The sequence below is a fragment of the Dyadobacter chenhuakuii genome, from assembly GCF_023821985.2.
GTDB lineage: Bacteria > Bacteroidota > Bacteroidia > Cytophagales > Spirosomataceae > Dyadobacter > Dyadobacter chenhuakuii.
In genome coordinates this window covers 5,144,031-5,162,011 of record NZ_CP098805.1, presented here as the reverse complement: position 1 = coordinate 5,162,011, position 17,981 = coordinate 5,144,031, and the positions used below count along the sequence as shown (strand labels likewise).

Annotated in this window: 12 protein-coding genes; 6 read left to right on the top strand and 6 right to left on the bottom strand. The window is 44.9% G+C overall.

All coding sequences use genetic code 11. The features are described 5' to 3' along the window. Positions 1–12: 12 nt before the first annotated feature. Both NFI80_RS21540 and NFI80_RS21535 read left to right on the top strand, forming a co-directional pair. Positions 13–981, top strand: a complete 969-nt coding sequence (locus tag NFI80_RS21540) for a lipid A deacylase LpxR family protein (RefSeq protein WP_235166294.1) — start codon at positions 13–15, stop codon at positions 979–981. 153 nt (positions 982–1,134) lie between these two features. Beyond that, complete coding sequence (locus NFI80_RS21535) at positions 1,135–1,602, top strand: ferritin-like domain-containing protein (protein ID WP_233797525.1); 468 nt, start codon at positions 1,135–1,137, stop codon at positions 1,600–1,602. A gap of 83 nt (positions 1,603–1,685) precedes the next feature. Here NFI80_RS21535 and lolA1 read toward each other — a convergent pair whose 3' ends face one another. The 6 genes from lolA1 to NFI80_RS21505 all read right to left on the bottom strand — a co-directional run bounded on the left by lolA1 (position 1,686) and on the right by NFI80_RS21505 (position 6,840). Beyond that, positions 1,686–2,336, bottom strand: a complete 651-nt coding sequence (gene lolA1, locus NFI80_RS21530; RefSeq protein WP_310587951.1) for an outer membrane lipoprotein periplasmic chaperone LolA1 — start codon at positions 2,334–2,336, stop codon at positions 1,686–1,688. 95 nt (positions 2,337–2,431) lie between these two features. Next, positions 2,432–4,963, bottom strand: a complete 2,532-nt coding sequence (locus NFI80_RS21525) for an FtsK/SpoIIIE family DNA translocase (protein WP_235166293.1) — start codon at positions 4,961–4,963, stop codon at positions 2,432–2,434. Between the two features lie 34 nt (positions 4,964–4,997). Further along, positions 4,998–6,029 carry a quinone-dependent dihydroorotate dehydrogenase gene (locus tag NFI80_RS21520; protein ID WP_235166292.1) on the bottom strand — a complete coding sequence of 344 codons (1,032 nt, stop codon included), beginning with the start codon at positions 6,027–6,029 and terminating at the stop codon, positions 4,998–5,000. A 61-nt stretch (positions 6,030–6,090) separates the two neighbouring features. Then, entirely contained in the window at positions 6,091–6,294 is a 204-nt protein-coding gene (locus NFI80_RS21515) for a hypothetical protein (RefSeq protein WP_233797528.1), read from the bottom strand. 23 nt (positions 6,295–6,317) lie between these two features. After that, a complete protein-coding gene (locus tag NFI80_RS21510) occupies positions 6,318–6,662 on the bottom strand; it encodes a type II toxin-antitoxin system RelE family toxin (protein ID WP_235166291.1) in 345 nt (114 codons plus the stop codon). Next, entirely contained in the window at positions 6,640–6,840 is a 201-nt protein-coding gene (locus NFI80_RS21505; RefSeq protein ID WP_233797530.1) for a hypothetical protein, read from the bottom strand. The genes NFI80_RS21510 and NFI80_RS21505 overlap by 23 nt, the downstream gene beginning before the upstream one ends. A 264-nt stretch (positions 6,841–7,104) precedes the next feature. Here NFI80_RS21505 and NFI80_RS21500 point away from each other — a divergent pair, with 264 nt between their 5' ends. The 4 genes from NFI80_RS21500 to tamL all read left to right on the top strand — a co-directional run bounded on the left by NFI80_RS21500 (position 7,105) and on the right by tamL (position 17,972). After that, positions 7,105–9,534 carry a TonB-dependent receptor gene (locus NFI80_RS21500; protein ID WP_235166290.1) on the top strand — a complete coding sequence of 810 codons (2,430 nt, stop codon included), beginning with the start codon at positions 7,105–7,107 and terminating at the stop codon, positions 9,532–9,534. Between the two features lie 283 nt (positions 9,535–9,817). Then, the gene (locus tag NFI80_RS21495) at positions 9,818–10,531 is read left to right on the top strand and encodes a hypothetical protein (RefSeq protein ID WP_235166289.1); all 714 of its coding nucleotides are present in this window, start codon (positions 9,818–9,820) and stop codon (positions 10,529–10,531) included. Between the two features lie 81 nt (positions 10,532–10,612). Then, on the top strand, positions 10,613–15,541 hold the full coding sequence (locus tag NFI80_RS21490) for a translocation/assembly module TamB domain-containing protein (protein WP_235166288.1): 4,929 nt from the start codon (positions 10,613–10,615) through the stop codon (positions 15,539–15,541). After that, positions 15,531–17,972, top strand: a complete 2,442-nt coding sequence (gene tamL, locus NFI80_RS21485) for a translocation and assembly module lipoprotein TamL (RefSeq protein ID WP_233797534.1) — start codon at positions 15,531–15,533, stop codon at positions 17,970–17,972. The genes NFI80_RS21490 and tamL overlap by 11 nt, the downstream gene beginning before the upstream one ends. The last annotated feature ends 9 nt before the right edge of the window (positions 17,973–17,981 follow it).

Below are 17,981 nucleotides of genomic sequence, written 5' to 3'. Positions count from 1 at the left end.
CGTATATGAGGCATGATGCGATATTTCAAAATATTTATTCTTGCCTCTTTTTTTATTCCAAAACCCGGCTCAGCCCAGCGCATTGATCAAACGGCCTCGTTCCGGAATGTAGCAGGCGATAAATACGTCCGGCTGCATTATGACAATGATTTCTTTGCCAAAAGCGATTATTATTACACGCAGGGTTACAGCTTTGAAGTTGTCACACCAGGGTTAAGCAAGAATCCACTCAACAAACTTTTACTTCAAAAAGGCCGGTCCACACATTATGGGCTGGCTTTTGAACATTATGGCTTTACGCCAACAAGCATTTCGAGCGATGCAATTTTATACAATGACCGTCCGTTTGCAGGAGCAATAATGCTCAAATCTTTCCGCATCTCAGTAGACACCGCCAGTAAAACGCGTATGGTGGCTATTCTTAGTACGGGGATGATCGGGCCAGCAGCCTTTGCAGGAAAAATGCAGCAGAAAATACATTCATGGACAGGTGACCGCGATCCCAAAGGCTGGCAATATCAGATCAAAAACGATATGGTGCTTAATTACGAGATTCAGTTTCAAAAGCAGGTATTTAATTTCAAAAACGCCGTTGCTTTGAATACGGAAACGCAAGTGCAGATCGGGACATTAAATAATAAAGCGCAGGCCGGATTCACTTTGCGACTTGGAAAATTCGACTCACCATTCAAAGACGCGCCTGTGCAATTGGCCCGGAACTTGCAATTTTACATTTACAATCAGCCATTGATCGGCTTCAATGCCTATGACGCAACATTGCAGGGCGGCTTGTTCTCTTCGCACAACCCCTATACATTAAAAGGTTCGCAAATGAACCGCGTGACTTTTCAGGATAATTTTGGCTTAGTAATCCAATGCTGGCGCATTTACCTTGAATACTATCAATCATTCCTGACCAAGGAATTTCAAACAGGAATGGACCATCGCTGGGGAGGGATCAAGGTGGGCTTTTTACTCTGACTCGTGCAAAAAGGGCTACATATACGTTTTTTGATTCCCTGTCATATACAGGTTAAGCGCATTTATAGTATACAACGGATACATGGCACAGCATTTTTAAGGTTCGTTTCAAATACGGAAAGATACTTATCACAAACTTAAAATAGCTTAGTTATGGAAACCAATGAAAATCTTGTTGAAGTACTGAACGACCTGATAAAAATTAACAACGACCGTATCGACGGTTACGAAAAAGCAGTTGACGAAGTTGAGGACATCGACCTTGACCTGAGAGGGATATTTCAAAAGATGGCGAACGAAAGCCGTCAGAATATAGATGAGCTGAGTGCCGAGATCAGATCGCTGGGCGGGGAAGTGGCAACAGGCACCACAAATTCAGGAAAAATATACAGAGTATGGATGGATATCAAAGCAACATTCACAGGCCATGACCGGACTTCGGTTCTTGAAAGCTGCGAGTATGGCGAAGATGCTGCCCAGGAAGCATATGACGACGCATTAGCAACAGACACGGATCTGCCCGTAAATATCAGACAGATCATTGCCAACCAGAAAGCGGAGTTGCTGGAGTCACACAACCTGATCAAAAAATACAGAGATTTGCATCAGGCTGTTAACTGATAATCAGTGCACAATTTGCTTATAAATGAAAAAGGCGGCGGAATCAAATGATTCCGCCGCCTTGCTTTGTAGTATTGACAAACTTATCTTAAATCGACAACTTCGACTCCGGGATATTGTTTTGCATTAAATGCGAAATAACTGTCGGCAACTGTCACGTCCGGCTTGAAATCATTCAATGTATAAGTGACTTCCTGACCATTTTTCTGGAAAATCGTCCAGCTGCTGATAGACTTATCTGCCTTATTTACTGCAATCTGCACCTTATTCACCTGGCTTTCTGTCTTGGTAGGGGTTAATTCCACCACTTCCAGCGTTTTGGCGCCTGCTTTTTGTTCTTTCAAGAAAGCATATTTAAATCCCTTTTTATATGCCGTGTAAATTTTAGTCGGATCCAGGTCGCCGGTGGCTGTCGGATCAAAATCCTGAAGATTCACTTCATTGGTTTCTTTAATGTAAGTGGCCATCAGCTTTCCATCATTGAAAATCTCCTGGCCAGCCATTTTCAATCTGAACTTTGTCCCTTTCACCGTCGCTTCCCCTTTCAGCGGCTTGCCACCTTCCGGTGTGTAAGTGAACATTGCTTTGAAGGATTTGATCTTCTGATATTTACTGCTCATTGCTTCCAGAATGGCCGACGATTTTTTGTCTCCCTGTGCATTTGCCGATGTTGCTGACAAGCCCGAGATAACCATTGCTGCAAAGAAATAAGCGCTTATTCTGAAACTTTTCATATTAAAAGGTTTGGTTCTTAGTATGTTAAATAAAATGGTGTAAAACAGTCCTGTTACAAATTTTAGACCAATTGCAATGAGGATGGTTTAACGGGCTAGAGTAAGCCTCTCACACGAAGATGTTCTTCCAGGCCGCTCAGATCGTGGAACATGACGTCGCGCGCCTTGCTTCCGGTGAACGGACCGACTACACCCAGTAATTCGAGCTGGTCCATGATCCTGCCTGCGCGGTTGTAGCCGAGCTTCATTTTGCGCTGGATCAACGACGTGCTCCCCTGCTGGTGTGTGACAATAAGCCTGGCGGCGTCTGGCAGTAATCCGTCAAAATCGTCGGGATTAAGGTCGGCTTTGCCTTCGGCTGCATCTTCGCCTTCATATTCCGGCAATGCATAAGCATCATCGTAGCCTCGCTGTGCGCCGATAAATTCGCAGACGTCTTCAATTTCCCTCGTATCGATAAACGGACATTGTAAACGGATCACTTCCGAGTTGATCGCCAGCAGCATATCACCCTGTCCCACGAGCTGTTCGGCGCCACCCATATCAAGAATGGTGCGGGAGTCGATGCTGGACGTTACGCGGAATGATAAACGTGCGGGGAAGTTGGCCTTAATCAGACCGGTAATAACCTTAACAGAAGGACGTTGCGTAGCAACAACCAGGTGAATTCCCACCGCACGGGCAAGCTGTGCAAGTCGGGCAATCGGCGTTTCTACCTCCTTACCAGCTGTCATCATCAAGTCGGCAAGCTCATCGATAACCAGGACAATGTAAGGCAGGAAGCGATGGCCTTTTTCAGGATTTAAACGCCTTTGGGCAAATTTTGCATTGTATTCTTTGAGGTTACGAACAGATGCTTCTTTGAGCAGATCGTAACGCGAATCCATTTCTATACATAATGAATTCAATGTAAAAATAACCTTTTTGGTATCGGTAATGATCGCTTCTTCCGCATTAGGCAGCTTTGCCAGGAAATGTCTTTCCAGCTTGTTGAATAATGTTAATTCAACCTTCTTGGGATCCACAAGCACAAATTTCAACTCGGCAGGATGCTTTTTATAAATCAGCGAAGCAAGGATCACATTCAATCCCACAGACTTTCCTTGTCCGGTTGCTCCGGCCATCAGTAAGTGAGGCATTTTCGCCAGATCGACGATGTGGATATCGTTGGAAATGGTTTTACCCAGCACAATCGGCAAATCGTAATTCGCCTTCATGAATTTGTCGCTGGACAAGACCGAACGGATAAAAACAGTCTCCCTGTTCTTGTTAGGCACTTCAATCCCAATGGTTCCCCGGCCGGGCATAGGAGCAATGATCCTGATCCCAAGCGCCGCAAGGCTCAAAGCAATGTCGCCTTCCAGGTTCTTGATTTTAGAAATCCTGACCCCGGCTTCCGGAATGATTTCGTATAATGTTACAGTCGGCCCAATTGTAGCTTTAATCTTCGAAATGTTGATCCCGTAACTTCCTAGCGTATCAACAATCCTCGTTTTATTACTTTCCAGCTCTTCCTGACTTACTTTTTCATGCTGGTTATCCACCGCATCATTCAGCAATCCTATGCTTGGAAACTGATAAGTCGGCAGATCGAGCATCGGATCATACTGACCGAATTCGCGCAGAACCGTCGCATTAATGTCCTCATCTTCAAACGCTTCCTCTGCCTGTCCATTGGAATGATCCGTCGTGTCTTCCACTTCAAGTTCGAGTTTCAGCGGAGCAACCGGCGCCGGCGCCACAGGAGCGACAGGCGCAACCGGAATGATAATGGGGGCAACATCAGGAACAACCTCGACTTTTGAAACCGTTTCCAACTCAACCGTCTCTTTTACAGGCTCTTTTTCCTCAAATTCTTCATCGTCATATGTATCATTGACAACGGAAGTAAAAGTTCTTTCTTCAGCCACAACCTTTTCCTCCGATCCGGGTGCTACATTATTTTCTTTCGCCTCGGGCACAATGTCCGGTCTTGCATTTTTCAACTGCCAGGCTTCATAGGCTGATTTCGCATCGTAAAAGAAAACAGCGAAAACGAACATGGCGAAAATGATCGGGATAACACTTCCCCATTTCAGCCAGTCGAAGAGCACGACGTTAATTGTGTAACCTATGCCGCCCGAAACAAAGCTTAATGTGTTTTCCTTATCGCTCATCAGCACCACATAGCCCATCATGACACTCAGCCATAATGTAAAGAAAATCACTTCCTTAGTGGTTCGGGTCAATGATAAAAGTTCCTTTCCAAAAGCCATTTTCCAGCCTGCAATGAATGGCACAAGCGGAAGCAAAAGTGCGCCTACGCCAAACCATCTGTACACGAAAAAATGAGAGACAACTGCTCCAAGCACGCCAAAAAAGTTGCGCGTCTGGCGCCCTGCGTCGCGGATGGATTCATGGCCGAGGCCATCGATCACGCTCTGGTCCGAAAGGCCGGTGATAATGTATGAAAGGAAAGAAATTTCCATGATCAGCCCCAGCACGATGAAAAAGGTGCCCCAGGCCAAAATATTCTTTGGATTGGAAAAAATATGGTTCCAATCTAACGATATGCGAAAGCCTGGACTGGATGTTTCTTCTGTTGTTTTCGGGCGCTGAGTATTTCCCCTTAGCTTATTTACTGACATTTATCTTCAATTCTTGGGATGCGTGTATCAACTCTTATCTTCTGACCAGCGATTTGCAAATGCTTTTCACCAAACCGGGCCCTTCATAAATAAAGCCTGTGTAAAGCTGCAACAGGCTTGCCCCTGCATTTTTCTTATCGATGGCGTCCTGCGCCGAGCCGATCCCTCCTACCCCAATAACCGGAAATGCGTGATTCGACTTATCACAAATGTAACGAATTACTTCCGTCGCACGGTGTGCAAGCGGCGCTCCGCTTAACCCGCCTGCTCCTGCATTTGCAATTTCCGCCTGACTTGTGCGCAGGTCCGCACGGCTGATCGTGGTGTTGGTAGCGATAACGCCCGCGATGCCGGTTTCTTTTACAATGTCAATAATATCATCGAGCTGGCTAAACGTCAGGTCAGGTGCAATCTTTAAAAATATAGGTTTGGGATTAAATTTTTCAGTGTTCTTTTTTTGGAGTTCGCGGAGCAGCTCAGTAAGCGGCCCCTTTTCCTGCAAGTCGCGGAGCCCTGGCGTATTGGGCGAGCTTACATTGACTACAAAATAGTCTACCACATCAAACAATTGTCTGAAACAGATCAGGTAATCATCCAGCGCCTGCTCGTTCGGGGTATCTTTATTTTTTCCGATATTTCCTCCTACCAGGATCTTTGATTTGCGGTTTGCGAGCTTGGCAGCAGCAACTGCGGCACCTTTGTTATTGAAACCCATCCTGTTAATGAGCGCTTTATCTTTTTTTAGCCTGAATAATCTTGGCTTCTCATTTCCAGGCTGAGGCCGCGGCGTAACCGTTCCGATTTCAATAAAACCAAAGCCTAATGCTTCCAGCTCGTCGACCATTTCCGCGTTTTTGTCAAAACCGGCCGCTAATCCCACCGGGTTACGAAATTTCAGTCCGGCCACTTCCTGAATCAGGTCGGGGTGATCGAAAGTATAAAGTGATCTTAAAATTTGGGGTCCAAAAGGGATTCTAAAAGCGAACCGCAGCAGTTCGCAGACAAAATAATGGATGCGTTCAGCATCGAACAGGAAAAGTATAGGGGAAATAAGAATTTTATACATCCTGCAAAAATATGATCTTTCAGAAGAAGCCTCAGTCGGTTGCAGGATTTTTATTTATGAACTAAATCCATTCGGGTTTTTTTATTGTGAGTGTGCGGGGAGCTCCTTTGGGTTTGACCAATCCTAAAAACTCATCCATTTTTGTTTTATTTTCAAAAAAAGTTACAAACCGCTGTGCCGGACTCTCTTTCATACCATCAAGCATCGCCTGGAAATAAGGTTCGCTTTTATCATTATAGAAAGTGATTACTCTTTTCTTTTCCATCTGTCCTATAGTAAATAGTGATATCATAGCACAAGTAATTCCTTTAACAGCTGTTTCACGTAAGCGTCCGTTACATTTTCTTTTTCGGATTTGTCGAAGATAGTCAGTAAGTAGATGCGCTGACTGGTAATTTTAACGTAAGTAATCAGTCTCCCGCCTCCGCTTTTTCCCTTCCCTTTGCTCTTGATGGCGAAACGGAGCTTGTAACAATTCTTGAAAACCTCATTGCCTGCTGTTGGATTGCTAAGAAGCGTTTCTGATAACGCTACGATGTCAGACTGTATCGAAGGGTACTTTTTTAACAGTTTTTTGAAATCCTTTTGAAAATGTGGGGTTGCAATGATCTCATAGCCCATTGAGGAATTCATCTAATGTTGTGGCTTTCAATTTGCCATTCTCGATTTGCTTTGCCTCTTCAAATCCAGTTTTAATGCTAGAGGCTATTTCAAAAGCTTCAAGCTTGCGCTCAACCTCTTGCCAGTCCTTCAGTGGTAGCTGGACAGCGGTGACCTTACCTTTCGAGTTTGATACAAATTGTACGTTCATAGTGCTGATGTTGAATTTGATTAGGTAAAGATCGAAACATTAATTTCTATAACAAACTAGCAATAGCCAACTCTCAAACGCCGAACCTATAGTATTCTTAATTTTTTTATAATTTTATGTAATTAATCAGATAAGGCGCGCGTTACAAATGTTCCTGCCTGGATGGACCGGTTAACTTTTCGTGAACCCGGTTTTATCCAAAACACACGCCTCGTTGACCTTTTAAATAACTTAACTCCTAATAAAAATCTAAAACCTATACCCGTGAAAAGAACTCCGTTTCTTCATTTCCTCGCTCTGTTATTAATAAATCTTTCCCCCTTTACTTCGGCTAATGTCACTGCGAATCCTATTATTGGTTCAAAAAACGTGTACGTAGACGGTGGCAAACTGGTGGGGAAAATTATCGAATCCCCAAGCAATGCGGGCGTCAGCTTTGCGACGGTTGCGCTGCTTATGTCGAAAGACTCGGCGCTGGTCGGCGGGAGCGTTGCGGATGAAAACGGCGTTTTTACAATCGCTAATGTGACACCTGGGAAATATGTTTTGCGGGTGACCAATATGGGTTACCAAACACTATTTGTCCCCAATATCAACGTTTCGGCAGAAGCTAACCTGCTCGACCTGGGTAATGTAACCATTCTGCCGGCTGCACAAAAGCTGAATGAGGTGATTGTGAAAGGGGAAAAGAGCATGATCGTGGATGACATCGACAAGAAGATCGTCAACATTGGCAAGGATATGCTGGCAACCAGCAACAATGTAAGTGACCTGCTCGAAAAAGTGCCTGCGGTTTCACTGGACGAAAACGGAAATCCGCAAGTACGGGGTAAAGGAAATGTGGTGGTGCTGATCGACGGCAAACCTTCAAACCTATATGGCAGCGACCTTCCTACCATTCTGCAATCTTTCCCGGCAAACCTCATCGAACGCATTGACGTAATGACAACGCCATCCGCAAAATACGAGGGCGAAGGCGCGTCTGGAGTTATTGATATTATTACAAAAAAGACAAAAATAAGGGGCACAAATGGCGGCTTGCGCGCAAGCCTTGGCAATAGAAACAACAATAATGCATCCGGTAACCTGAGCTATCGCCTGGGGAAACTTGGCTTAAATGCATCATTAAGCGGACAAACCAGGAATATGACCTGGAAAAGAAACCTGAGCCGCGATAACTTCATCTCCGACAACACTTCGCATCTTGAACAAACAGGAACAGGCCGTAACAAGGGTAAAAATGCATTTGGCCGCATTGGTGTGAATTATGATTTCAATGATAAAAATTCCATGGAGCTGGGCGTGAATTACTCCCGCGACCAGAGCCGTAATAGCAGCAATTTGCTAAACGAAACAACTTTTTCGTCGGGTAATGCAGCGGAAGTTTTCAAACGCCTGAACAACAGCAAAGGAAATGGCGAAAATTTGAATTTCAGTTTCGACTACCGCAAGAAGTTCGATGAAAAGGATCATCAGCTGACATTCACAACCAGCTATTCGCTGGGAGAATCGGACGGGGAATCGTATTACAATCAGGAAAGTGATATCGATAGTTTAATGCGTAATCAGCAGAACCTTCGTGACAACAAACGTCATTCATTGTTCCTGAACTCGGATTACACCTGGCCAATTACCAAAAAGGCAACATTGGAAGTGGGTTTGCGGTCAAGGATGAGCGCGAACGACAACACCAATTCCTTTTACAATATGTCAAAGGAAACGGGAAGCTTCGTTTTTGATCCCAACATCAGCAACGTGTTTGGCTACAAGGACGCGACTTACACAGGTTTTATGACCTTTTCACAAAAAACAGATCTTTGGGGCATGCGCGCCGGACTGCGGGTGACGGATTACAACCAGGACATCAACCAAATCAGCATTAACCGTGCATTCAGCGTCCATTTCCTGACACTTGTACCAAGTCTCGCACTAACAAGAAAGCTTGGCGAATCGGCGCAGTTGAAGCTGAATTACAGCCGTCGCGTACAGCGTCCGGAAGCAGATTGGCTTAATCCTTACACGGACGTTTCGGATCCAAGAAACATTCAATCTGGTAACCCGGCGTTGAAACCTGAGTTTACGCATAAAGCAGAAATGGGTTATTCCAATTACGAAGCAACTGGCGGCTGGGGACCTTCGCTGTTCATGGATTATTCCAACAATGCGATCACCCGCATCAGGACCATTGACGAGACCGGCATTTCTCTGACGCAATTTGGCAATGTAGGCCGCGAGCTTTCTTACGGGCTGGAAACTGATTTTTCTCAAACCATTTTTGAAATCCTGAAAATCAATGGCAGCGGCAGGATATACCGCAGCGAAGTCGTTTCCCAGGTCGCGCAAATTGACAACAGAACTTGGAGTTACTCGGGCAACCTGAACGCATTCGTGACGCTTCCGGCAGATCTCCGCGCATCGGCTTACATTAATTATGAAGGACCACGAGCAATTGCGCAAGGAACGCGTGAAGGTGTATTTGTCGCCAACATGGGTATTCGCAAGGAGCTTTTGGAAAAAAAGGCAACAATTTCATTTAATGTACAGGACATATTTTTGTCAAGAGCTTACAAAAGCCAGCTTAACACCGCCACGTATTCACAAAACTCGCTCTGGCAGCAAACCAACCGCCTCGTTAACCTGACTTTCCAATACAGGTTTGGTAAAATTTCTGCAAACGGAGGCGATGACGCCTGATTAACATGATAACCAGATAGCAAAAAGGGAAGAGCGGGCAACTCTTCCCTTTTTGCATTTTATGCCTGAGTTGTTAGATGAAATGGTTATTCTCTCAACAAATGACATTGATCCGTTGTAATTGCTGAGAATGGAATGGTTTTTGCAAATAACCCGGTGCAGTAGTGAAATAAATTCCTTTAATTAAACCCCGGACGCTTTACCTGATCTAACATAACGAAAAGCATATTGTTTTTCCCAAGTCGGACTTGTGACACGTTATTCATACAAAACAAACATTGACATGAAAAAATCATTGAACATGCTATCTGCACTGCTGCTGATCTCCTTCCTATCCTTTGGACAGCAGGTGCCCGCCGATTCCGTTTTTTCCAAGTTTTATAAAGCCACCGGCGGGAAAGCCCTGTGGGACGGTGTGAAGACACTCAATCTGAAAAGAAGCTATACTGCAGCCTCAGCGGCTCCCTATGATGCGAATGTGACAGTTTCTATTCCGGACCAGTCTATCAGCAAATCAAAAACCATCATGAAACGCAGCTTCGTTTATACTGTAAAGGGGAATGAAGGCTGGATCAAGGTGCCGATCGGACAAAGAACGGATGTAAAAGACCTTAGCCAGGCGGAACAGCAAAACATGCGCTGGGAAATGTATGAACTGCTTGCGCCATTTGTAGATTATAAAAACAGAGGCCTGATCGCCACAACTGTGGGCATTGAAACATTGAACAGCATTCCGGTTACACAAGTGGAATTGCAGGGTAAAGGTGTGAAATATAATCTATATTTTGATTCGAAAACAGGGCTTTTGCAACGTGTGCGGAAAAACCTGGCGGGTGTGGAAACAACCACTGATTTGTCCAATTATTCCAAATCGGCTTACGGGATCTCTTATCCTACAAAACTGGTCGAAATCAACAGTTTAGACAAAAAGCCGGTCACTATCGTTTCATCTGCCACCATTAATGGACAGGTTAGCCCGGAATTATTTAGACGATAACCCTGGTGCTGGCTTGAATTTTATAGCACACCGTTACTTAGCTCACCCGGGCCCGATATGGGCCGGGCATAACAGAAGAGAATGAAGAAAGCACTAAAAGTATTTGCAATTGTTATTCTGGCGATATTGATCCTGGTTGGTGTTTTGATTTGGGGTATTCAAACGCCTTTTGGACAAAACTTCCTAACAAATCAGGCCAACTCATATCTTCGGAAGAAGCTCAAAACAAAGGTTAATATTGAAAAAGTGCGCTTCGACGTCCCGGATTGGATCCTGTTAGAGGGCGTTTACTTTGAAGATAAACAAGGCGATACATTGGTTGCCGGTAAAAGACTTTATGTTGATCTCGACATGTACAGCCTCATTAAGGGCAATGTCGGGATCAATAAAGTTGAGCTTGAAGGGATTAATGCGAACATTACCAGGGTTCTACCCGACACCGTTTTCAACTTCCAGTTTATTGTTGATGCATTTGCCAGCGCCGATACAACGGTCGTGGAGGATACAACTTCCAGTCCTCTGGAAATGAGGCTAGACCAGATTTCACTGAAAAATGTGCGCCTTTCCTACCGCGACGCAGTTACCGGAACGGACGCATTGGCCAATATTGATTCAGCGCACGTCCGTTTTGACAAATTCAATCCTACCCTTTCCCAATATCATCCCGCCAAACTTGCATTGCTGGGCAGTGAAGTGAAGCTGAGAATGTATCAACCTTTAAAAACCGAGACTACGCCCGAAACTGTTCCCGATCCGGCTGATTCCCTGGACATTAAGGTCGGGGACATTGATATAAGAGAATTCAAATGGCTTTTTGAGGATGAGGTAGGCGGCCTGAAAAACGGCGTTACGGTCGGCAAGCTGGACGGACATGTGAACAACATTTACATGGGAAGCCAATATGTGGATGTCCGCAACCTGAATCTGGAAAAAATGTCGTTATATGCTGAGTTTGCTAAAAAGGCAAAAGCAGAGGCAAAAAAAGATACAACCACAGAAGAACCGGCAACGCCTGGTTGGAATGTTAAAGTAGGCGACATAAAGCTTGTTAATAACGACCTGCGTTACGACGATTTCAACACACCTGCGCAACCAAAAGGACTGGATTTTGCGCATTTGGATGTAAAAAACCTGAATATAGATTTACAAAATTTCATTTTCTCTCCTGAAAACATTGCGGGTTCGCTTAAATCGGGTTCTTTCCAGGAAAAAAGTGGATTTAAGTTGCAGGAATTCAGGACCAATTTCAAATATGGCGCTCAGGAAACTTACCTGCGCAATTTGTATGTAAAAACACCTAATACGCTCCTCAGGGACGAATTAAGCCTTCGATATAAAAACCTTGACGAACTGGCGAAAGACATTGCCAATGTAAAAATTAAATTACGGCTCACCGACAGCCGCGTTGCTTTCGCGGATATCTTATTGCTGGTGCCCGATCTTGCCAAAACACCGCCATTCAGCAAAGAACCAAACGGAATGCTGAAAGGATCTGGTCTGGTAACCGGGTCTGTGGATGATATGCTTATTTCAAAAGCGCGTTTCAGTATGCTGGATGGAACTGTTCTGGCACTTGACGGGCGCATTAAGGGCTTGCCCGATGCGAACAAGCTGGCGATGGACATGACGATCAATGAGCTTTCTTCTACAAAAAGTGACTTGATGAAAATGCTGCCGGATAGCGCAGTGCCAGCCAGCATCGAACTTCCCGAAGACATCAAGATCACCGGGAAAGTAAAAGGTTCGATGGAGGACATTACGATGACAACCACCATCAACACTTCTTTCGGAACGGGAACATTCTCCGGTAACCTTAAAAACATTACAGACAGCATCAGGGCGCAGTATAACGGCACGCTGGCGTTCAATGATTTTGATCTGGGCAAAATGATGAAGCAGCCGCCCCAGGAAATGGGCAAGCTGACGCTCAGGACAGATCTGGCAGGTGTGGGTTATGCACCCAAAACCATGAAGGCGCAGCTGGACGGAACTGTGGCCAGCGCAGACATTAAGGGATACGTTTACAACAACCTGACATTAAAAGGTGATGTCGACAACGGCATGGCGAATGTGAAGGCATCGATGAACGATCAGAACATTGATGTGGACCTTACCGCACAAGCTGACCTTTCCAAAGAATATCCTTCCGTTAAGGCGGATGTGTCCATTGATAAGCTTGATTTGACAGCTTTGAACCTTTACGCCGATTCGCTGCAGATCAAGGGAGATATTAAAGTGGATATGCCATCCACAAATCCCGAAAATCCTTTGGGAACCATTGATATCAATGATTTTACGTTCACACATCACCGCAGGCCGATTACTCTGGATTCCGTTAATGTACAATTGACCGATTCATCCGGACAGCGCCAGGCTACAATTCAATCTCCTTTTCTGAAAGCAGAAATGAAGGGTGATTTTGTATACACCGAAATTGCGGATGCATTGCTGACCGAAGTTGGCAAACATTTCAAAGCGCCAAACATTACTTACAATCCGGTTACCAAGCCGGTTAATTTCACGCTTGACGCAACATTGCGGAATCACCCGCTGATCACCACATTTGTTCCGGCACTGAAGGAAATGAATGACATTCAGTTTAAAGCCAAACTGGATAACCAGCAGGATTCTTCCATCGTGGCTCGGCTGACGATTCCAATGGTGAACTACGACAGCATTCAGACAGAGCGGGTTTCTGTTGATTTTAGTAATACCAATGAAAATGCAGCTTTGAATGCCAATGTTGGGTTGGTTAACACCGGAAGTTTAAGGATCCAGAATGCATCATTAGAAAGCAAAATCGTTGATAATAATGTCAAATTCGACTTCATAGTAAGGGATTCGGTAAATACGGAACGCCATGCGATCCTTGGTGACCTGGCTATTGCGGATAACCGTTACAGACTTAACCTGCGTGAAGGTTTGCTTTTGAATTATTTAAAATGGGAAACGGACACTGCCGGATATATTTCTTACGCGCCGGATAGTTTGTATATCAAAAACTTTGTCATCAAAAGCAAAGATCAATCCCTAACCATTAACTCCACATCCGAAGCACCAAACAGTCCGCTGGACATTGCGCTGGCAAACATTTCTATCGGTCCGATGATCGGCATCGCAACGCGCGACTCAACATTGGCGACAGGGATACTGAATGGGAAAATCCTTTTGAGTGATTATATGAAGGCGCCGGTTTACACAGGCGAACTGACCATCGACAGCCTTGCTGTAACGCAAATCCCGGTTGGTAACCTCGCATTAAAATCGACAAACGAGACTGAAAACCTGATCCGGGTGGATATGTCGCTTACTAACGGGCAGAATAACATGACCCTGGACGGAAGCTATAATCTGAAATCGGAAAGCCCGATGGATTTCAAGCTCGACCTGAAACAACTCAGCGCCCAGACGATCGAAGCATTCAGTTTTGGTGAATTGAAAAAAGCAACCGGAAATTTGACCGGGAATATTGCCATCACAGGCGCCACGGACAGCCCTAAGCTGAACGGAGCGATAAACTTCAATGATGTAGCTTTCAATGCAACGCAACTGGGCTCGCGATATTCGCTTGCCAACCAAAAAATCCTGTTTAACGGGCAAAACATCAACTTTAATAACTTCACTATTGCTGATTCAACCAACCAGCAAATGAAGATCAACGGGAACGTGAACATTGCCAACATTCCGGACGTGGGTTACAACCTGAATATTGATGCAAAGAATTTCAATGTTTTGAATTCTACGCAGAAACAGAATGAACTGTTTTTCGGGAAAGCAAATATTGATGCGGATTTAAGCGTAAAGGGAACAGGCACCAAGTCTGTTATAGATGGCAGCATAAAAGTGGATCCGGGCAGCGACATTACGTTTGTCCTTCCAAATGAAGCCACAGAGGCAGGGGATGCGTCAAAAGGCATCATTGAGTTTGTGGATATGAGCGATTCCACCCAGGTTGCAGTTGCCGATTCAGCTGCCGCTAAAATGACGACCGTTGATTTCGCGTCCCAAATTTCCCTGGATATCGACGTTGATGACAAGTCGGAATTTACGGTTGTGATTGATGAGTTGAATGGTGATAACATCCGGTTAAAAGGAAATGCCCAGCTCAACACGGGTATTGCGCCAAACGGGCAGCTTTTCATGCTCGGTTCTTATGATGTGACCGAAGGTTCCTATGACCTGACATTGCAGATTCTGAAACGGAAATTTGAGATAATCAAAGGCAGTAACCTGTTGTGGACAGGAGATGTAATGAACGCTCAATTGAACATTACGGCGGGTTACACAGTGGAGGTCGATCCGGGCTCAATCAGTTCGAAATTCCAGGGTGCCAGCAAAGTCCCTATTCAGGTCCAGGTGGTCATTACAGGAAACCTGACCACACCAAACATCACGTTTAACATTGTGCCCGATGAAACGATTGACAAGCAAGTAACAAACGAACTTACCAGTCAGGTTTTTTGGGAAGAAATGAAGAACAATCCGTCTGAAATGAATAAGCAGGCGTTTGCGCTTTTGATCACCAATAAATTTATCACAGACCAATCGTCACCTGGTTTTAATCTTGGGTCGAGCGCCGAAGCGGTGGCCCGCCAGAGCGTAAGCCAGCTTTTGAGCGATCAGCTAAACAACTTAGCCTCCGATCTGGTAAAAGGCGTGGACTTGGATATCGGCGTGAACTCAACGGCTGACCAGACAACCGGCGCACGCACCGACCTAAACCTCGGTTTGAGCAAAGCATTCCTAAATGACCGCCTTAAAATTTCAGTTGGTAAAAACTTTGAAATTGAAAGCCAGAGCAATTCCGCTGCTTCCAATGAGGTTTTCGACAACATTGCGCTCGATTATGCGATCACGAGAGACGGCCGCTACTTATTCCGGGCGTTCCGAAAAAACCAATATCAATCCATTTTGGAAGGTTTCATTATTGAAACGGGGGTTAGTTTTATTGTAACGGCAGATTACGACCTGCTGCGTGAATTTTTCCAAAGGCAAAAAAATGAGAAATAGTGTATTAGGCATATTGGTTCTTCTGGTGACACTGAGCAGCTGTTCAGTGAATAAGTACATTCCCGAAGGCCAAAGTCTCTATGTAGGTAGTAAAGTGAAGGTGCAAGCGGATACCATCACTAAACCCAGTGTTATGGGGATAGCATCAGAGCTGGAAGCAATTGTGAAACCGCCGCCTAATAAAACGCTATTGGGTTTCCCTTGGAAAGTGTGGTGGTGGTATTTTATCGGTGAACCGAAAGATGAAGGTGGCTTACGCAGCTGGTTTCGCAACAAACTTGGAGAGCAGCCCAAATTTGCTACGCAGCGCGTTGCCGACATTAATGCAGCCAATATGGTTTCTCACCTGGATAATGAAGCCTACTATCGCTCCAAGGCAACCGGCAAGCTGGTGCCAAGCAAGAAAGAAAAACGCAGGACGGCCATTTACGAGTTTGACGCTTATGTGATGCCTCGTTATGTAATGAATGAGATCAATTATGTGGTCCGGGACAGTTCGCTGTTCAACCGTGATCTTATCATCGCCAAACAAAAAACCCTTTTGAAAAAAGGCGAACCGCCTCGTTTGGAGGTGATCTCCACAGAAAGAAGCCGGATTGACCTGGAATTAAAAGGAAAGGGCTATTATTTCTTCAACCCGGATTATCTGATCATCAAGGTTGATTCCACCATTGGAAAAAGGGATTCTACACTGGCACCGCAGCAGGTTAACATCTTCCTGGAAGTAAAACCGCAAACAGCGCAGACGTCGTTGAAACAATATTTTATAAACAAAATTTATGTTAACACAGGAAGCCAGGAAAGTCTCCTCGCTGACACAACAGCCGCTCCTGAACCTCGTCGCCGCGGGCTAAACATCAAAGACCCGGGGAATTTATACAAAAAACGAATCTTTTATGACGCCATCGGTTTCCGGAGAGGGAATATGTATACCAATACAATGCATAATGTATCCCTGCAACGATTGGTCAACCTGCAAAACTTCAAATTTGTAAAAAACCAATTCGACCTTGTCCCCAGATCCGATTCAGCATTGCTGGATGTGCGTTATGATTTGGAACCATTGAAGAAAAAGGCATTGCAAACGACCATTAGCGCCAGTACGAAGTCGAACAACCTGGGCGGTTCCCAGCTGGATGTGGCCTGGCGGAATAGAAATACATTCAAAGGAGCGGAAATGTTGGCTATAAAGGCATTTTTCGGATTTGACGTGCAACTGGGAGGAAACCGGGAAGCAAATCCTAACCGGATTGGCAATGAATACGTTCGCTACGGTATAGGTGCAGACTTATCGTTCCCACGATTTATTATTCCTTTCGTTAGAATACGGCCGGAGAAAAGCCAAGCGTTACCTAAAACTGTGCTTTCAGTAAATTATGAAAACCGGGTACAACGCGGACTTTATACAACCACCTCTATTCGTGGTGACTGGTCATACATTTGGAGCAAAAATTCAGAGGTTGTACACACATTAACCCCGATTTCGATTAACTATATTCAACCCAGGAAGGTTAATTCTGAAAAGTTGGCAGCCATCGGCTTTAGTCCCAACACAAATCCGATTGATTTCGAAAGGTTAATGAACTTGGTCGAACAAAAGTATTTTATTGCAGGATCTAATTATACCATATCTTATCGCCCGCAACCTAAACCCTTCGGAAGAAATCAATTCGCATTTACAGGTGGGATTGATTACGGTGGTAACCTGCTAAGCCTTTTAGCTAAACATTCAAAGGATGATACGGCGAAAATATATGCGAAAGAATTCTTGAAAGTTCCTGTCTTTCAATATGTCAAGCTGGATGGTGACATCAGGTACTATCGCACCATAACACCTGGAATCAAGTGGGCTAACCGGCTTTTGTTAGGAGCAATTAAACCGTATGGCAATTCCAAAGATATGGCTACGCCGCAATTCAAACAGTATTTTGGCGGTGGTAGCACAGGTATAAGGGCTTTCCGTGCACGTGCGCTCGGGCCAGGCGCTTATACACCTGATACAGCAACAATTGCTTTAATTGGTTACCAGAATTTTGCAGATATAAGAATGGAGTTCAACTCCGAGCTTCGGCTGAAATTTACCAACATCATCAATGGAGCAGTGTTTATGGACGCAGGTAATATCTGGTCATTCGGTAGTCCTGAAAGAGCAAGATACGATTCCAGCGCGCTTATCAGCAGCGACTTCTTGAAACAAATCGCCGTTGGCGGCGGGATTGGTTTACGACTCGATTTCTCTTATCTGATTTTCAGATTAGACATTGCTACGCCATTCAGAAAGCCTTGGTATACCAAAGAAATTGCCTCTCAAACACCGGAAGGCGAAGTTACCTATAAAAATCCCTGGGTTTTCAACGAGGTTAATTTCCGAAGCAAAGCGTGGAGACGGGAAAACCTGATCCTGAATATTGCCGTCGGGCTGCCGTTCTAATGTAACGGA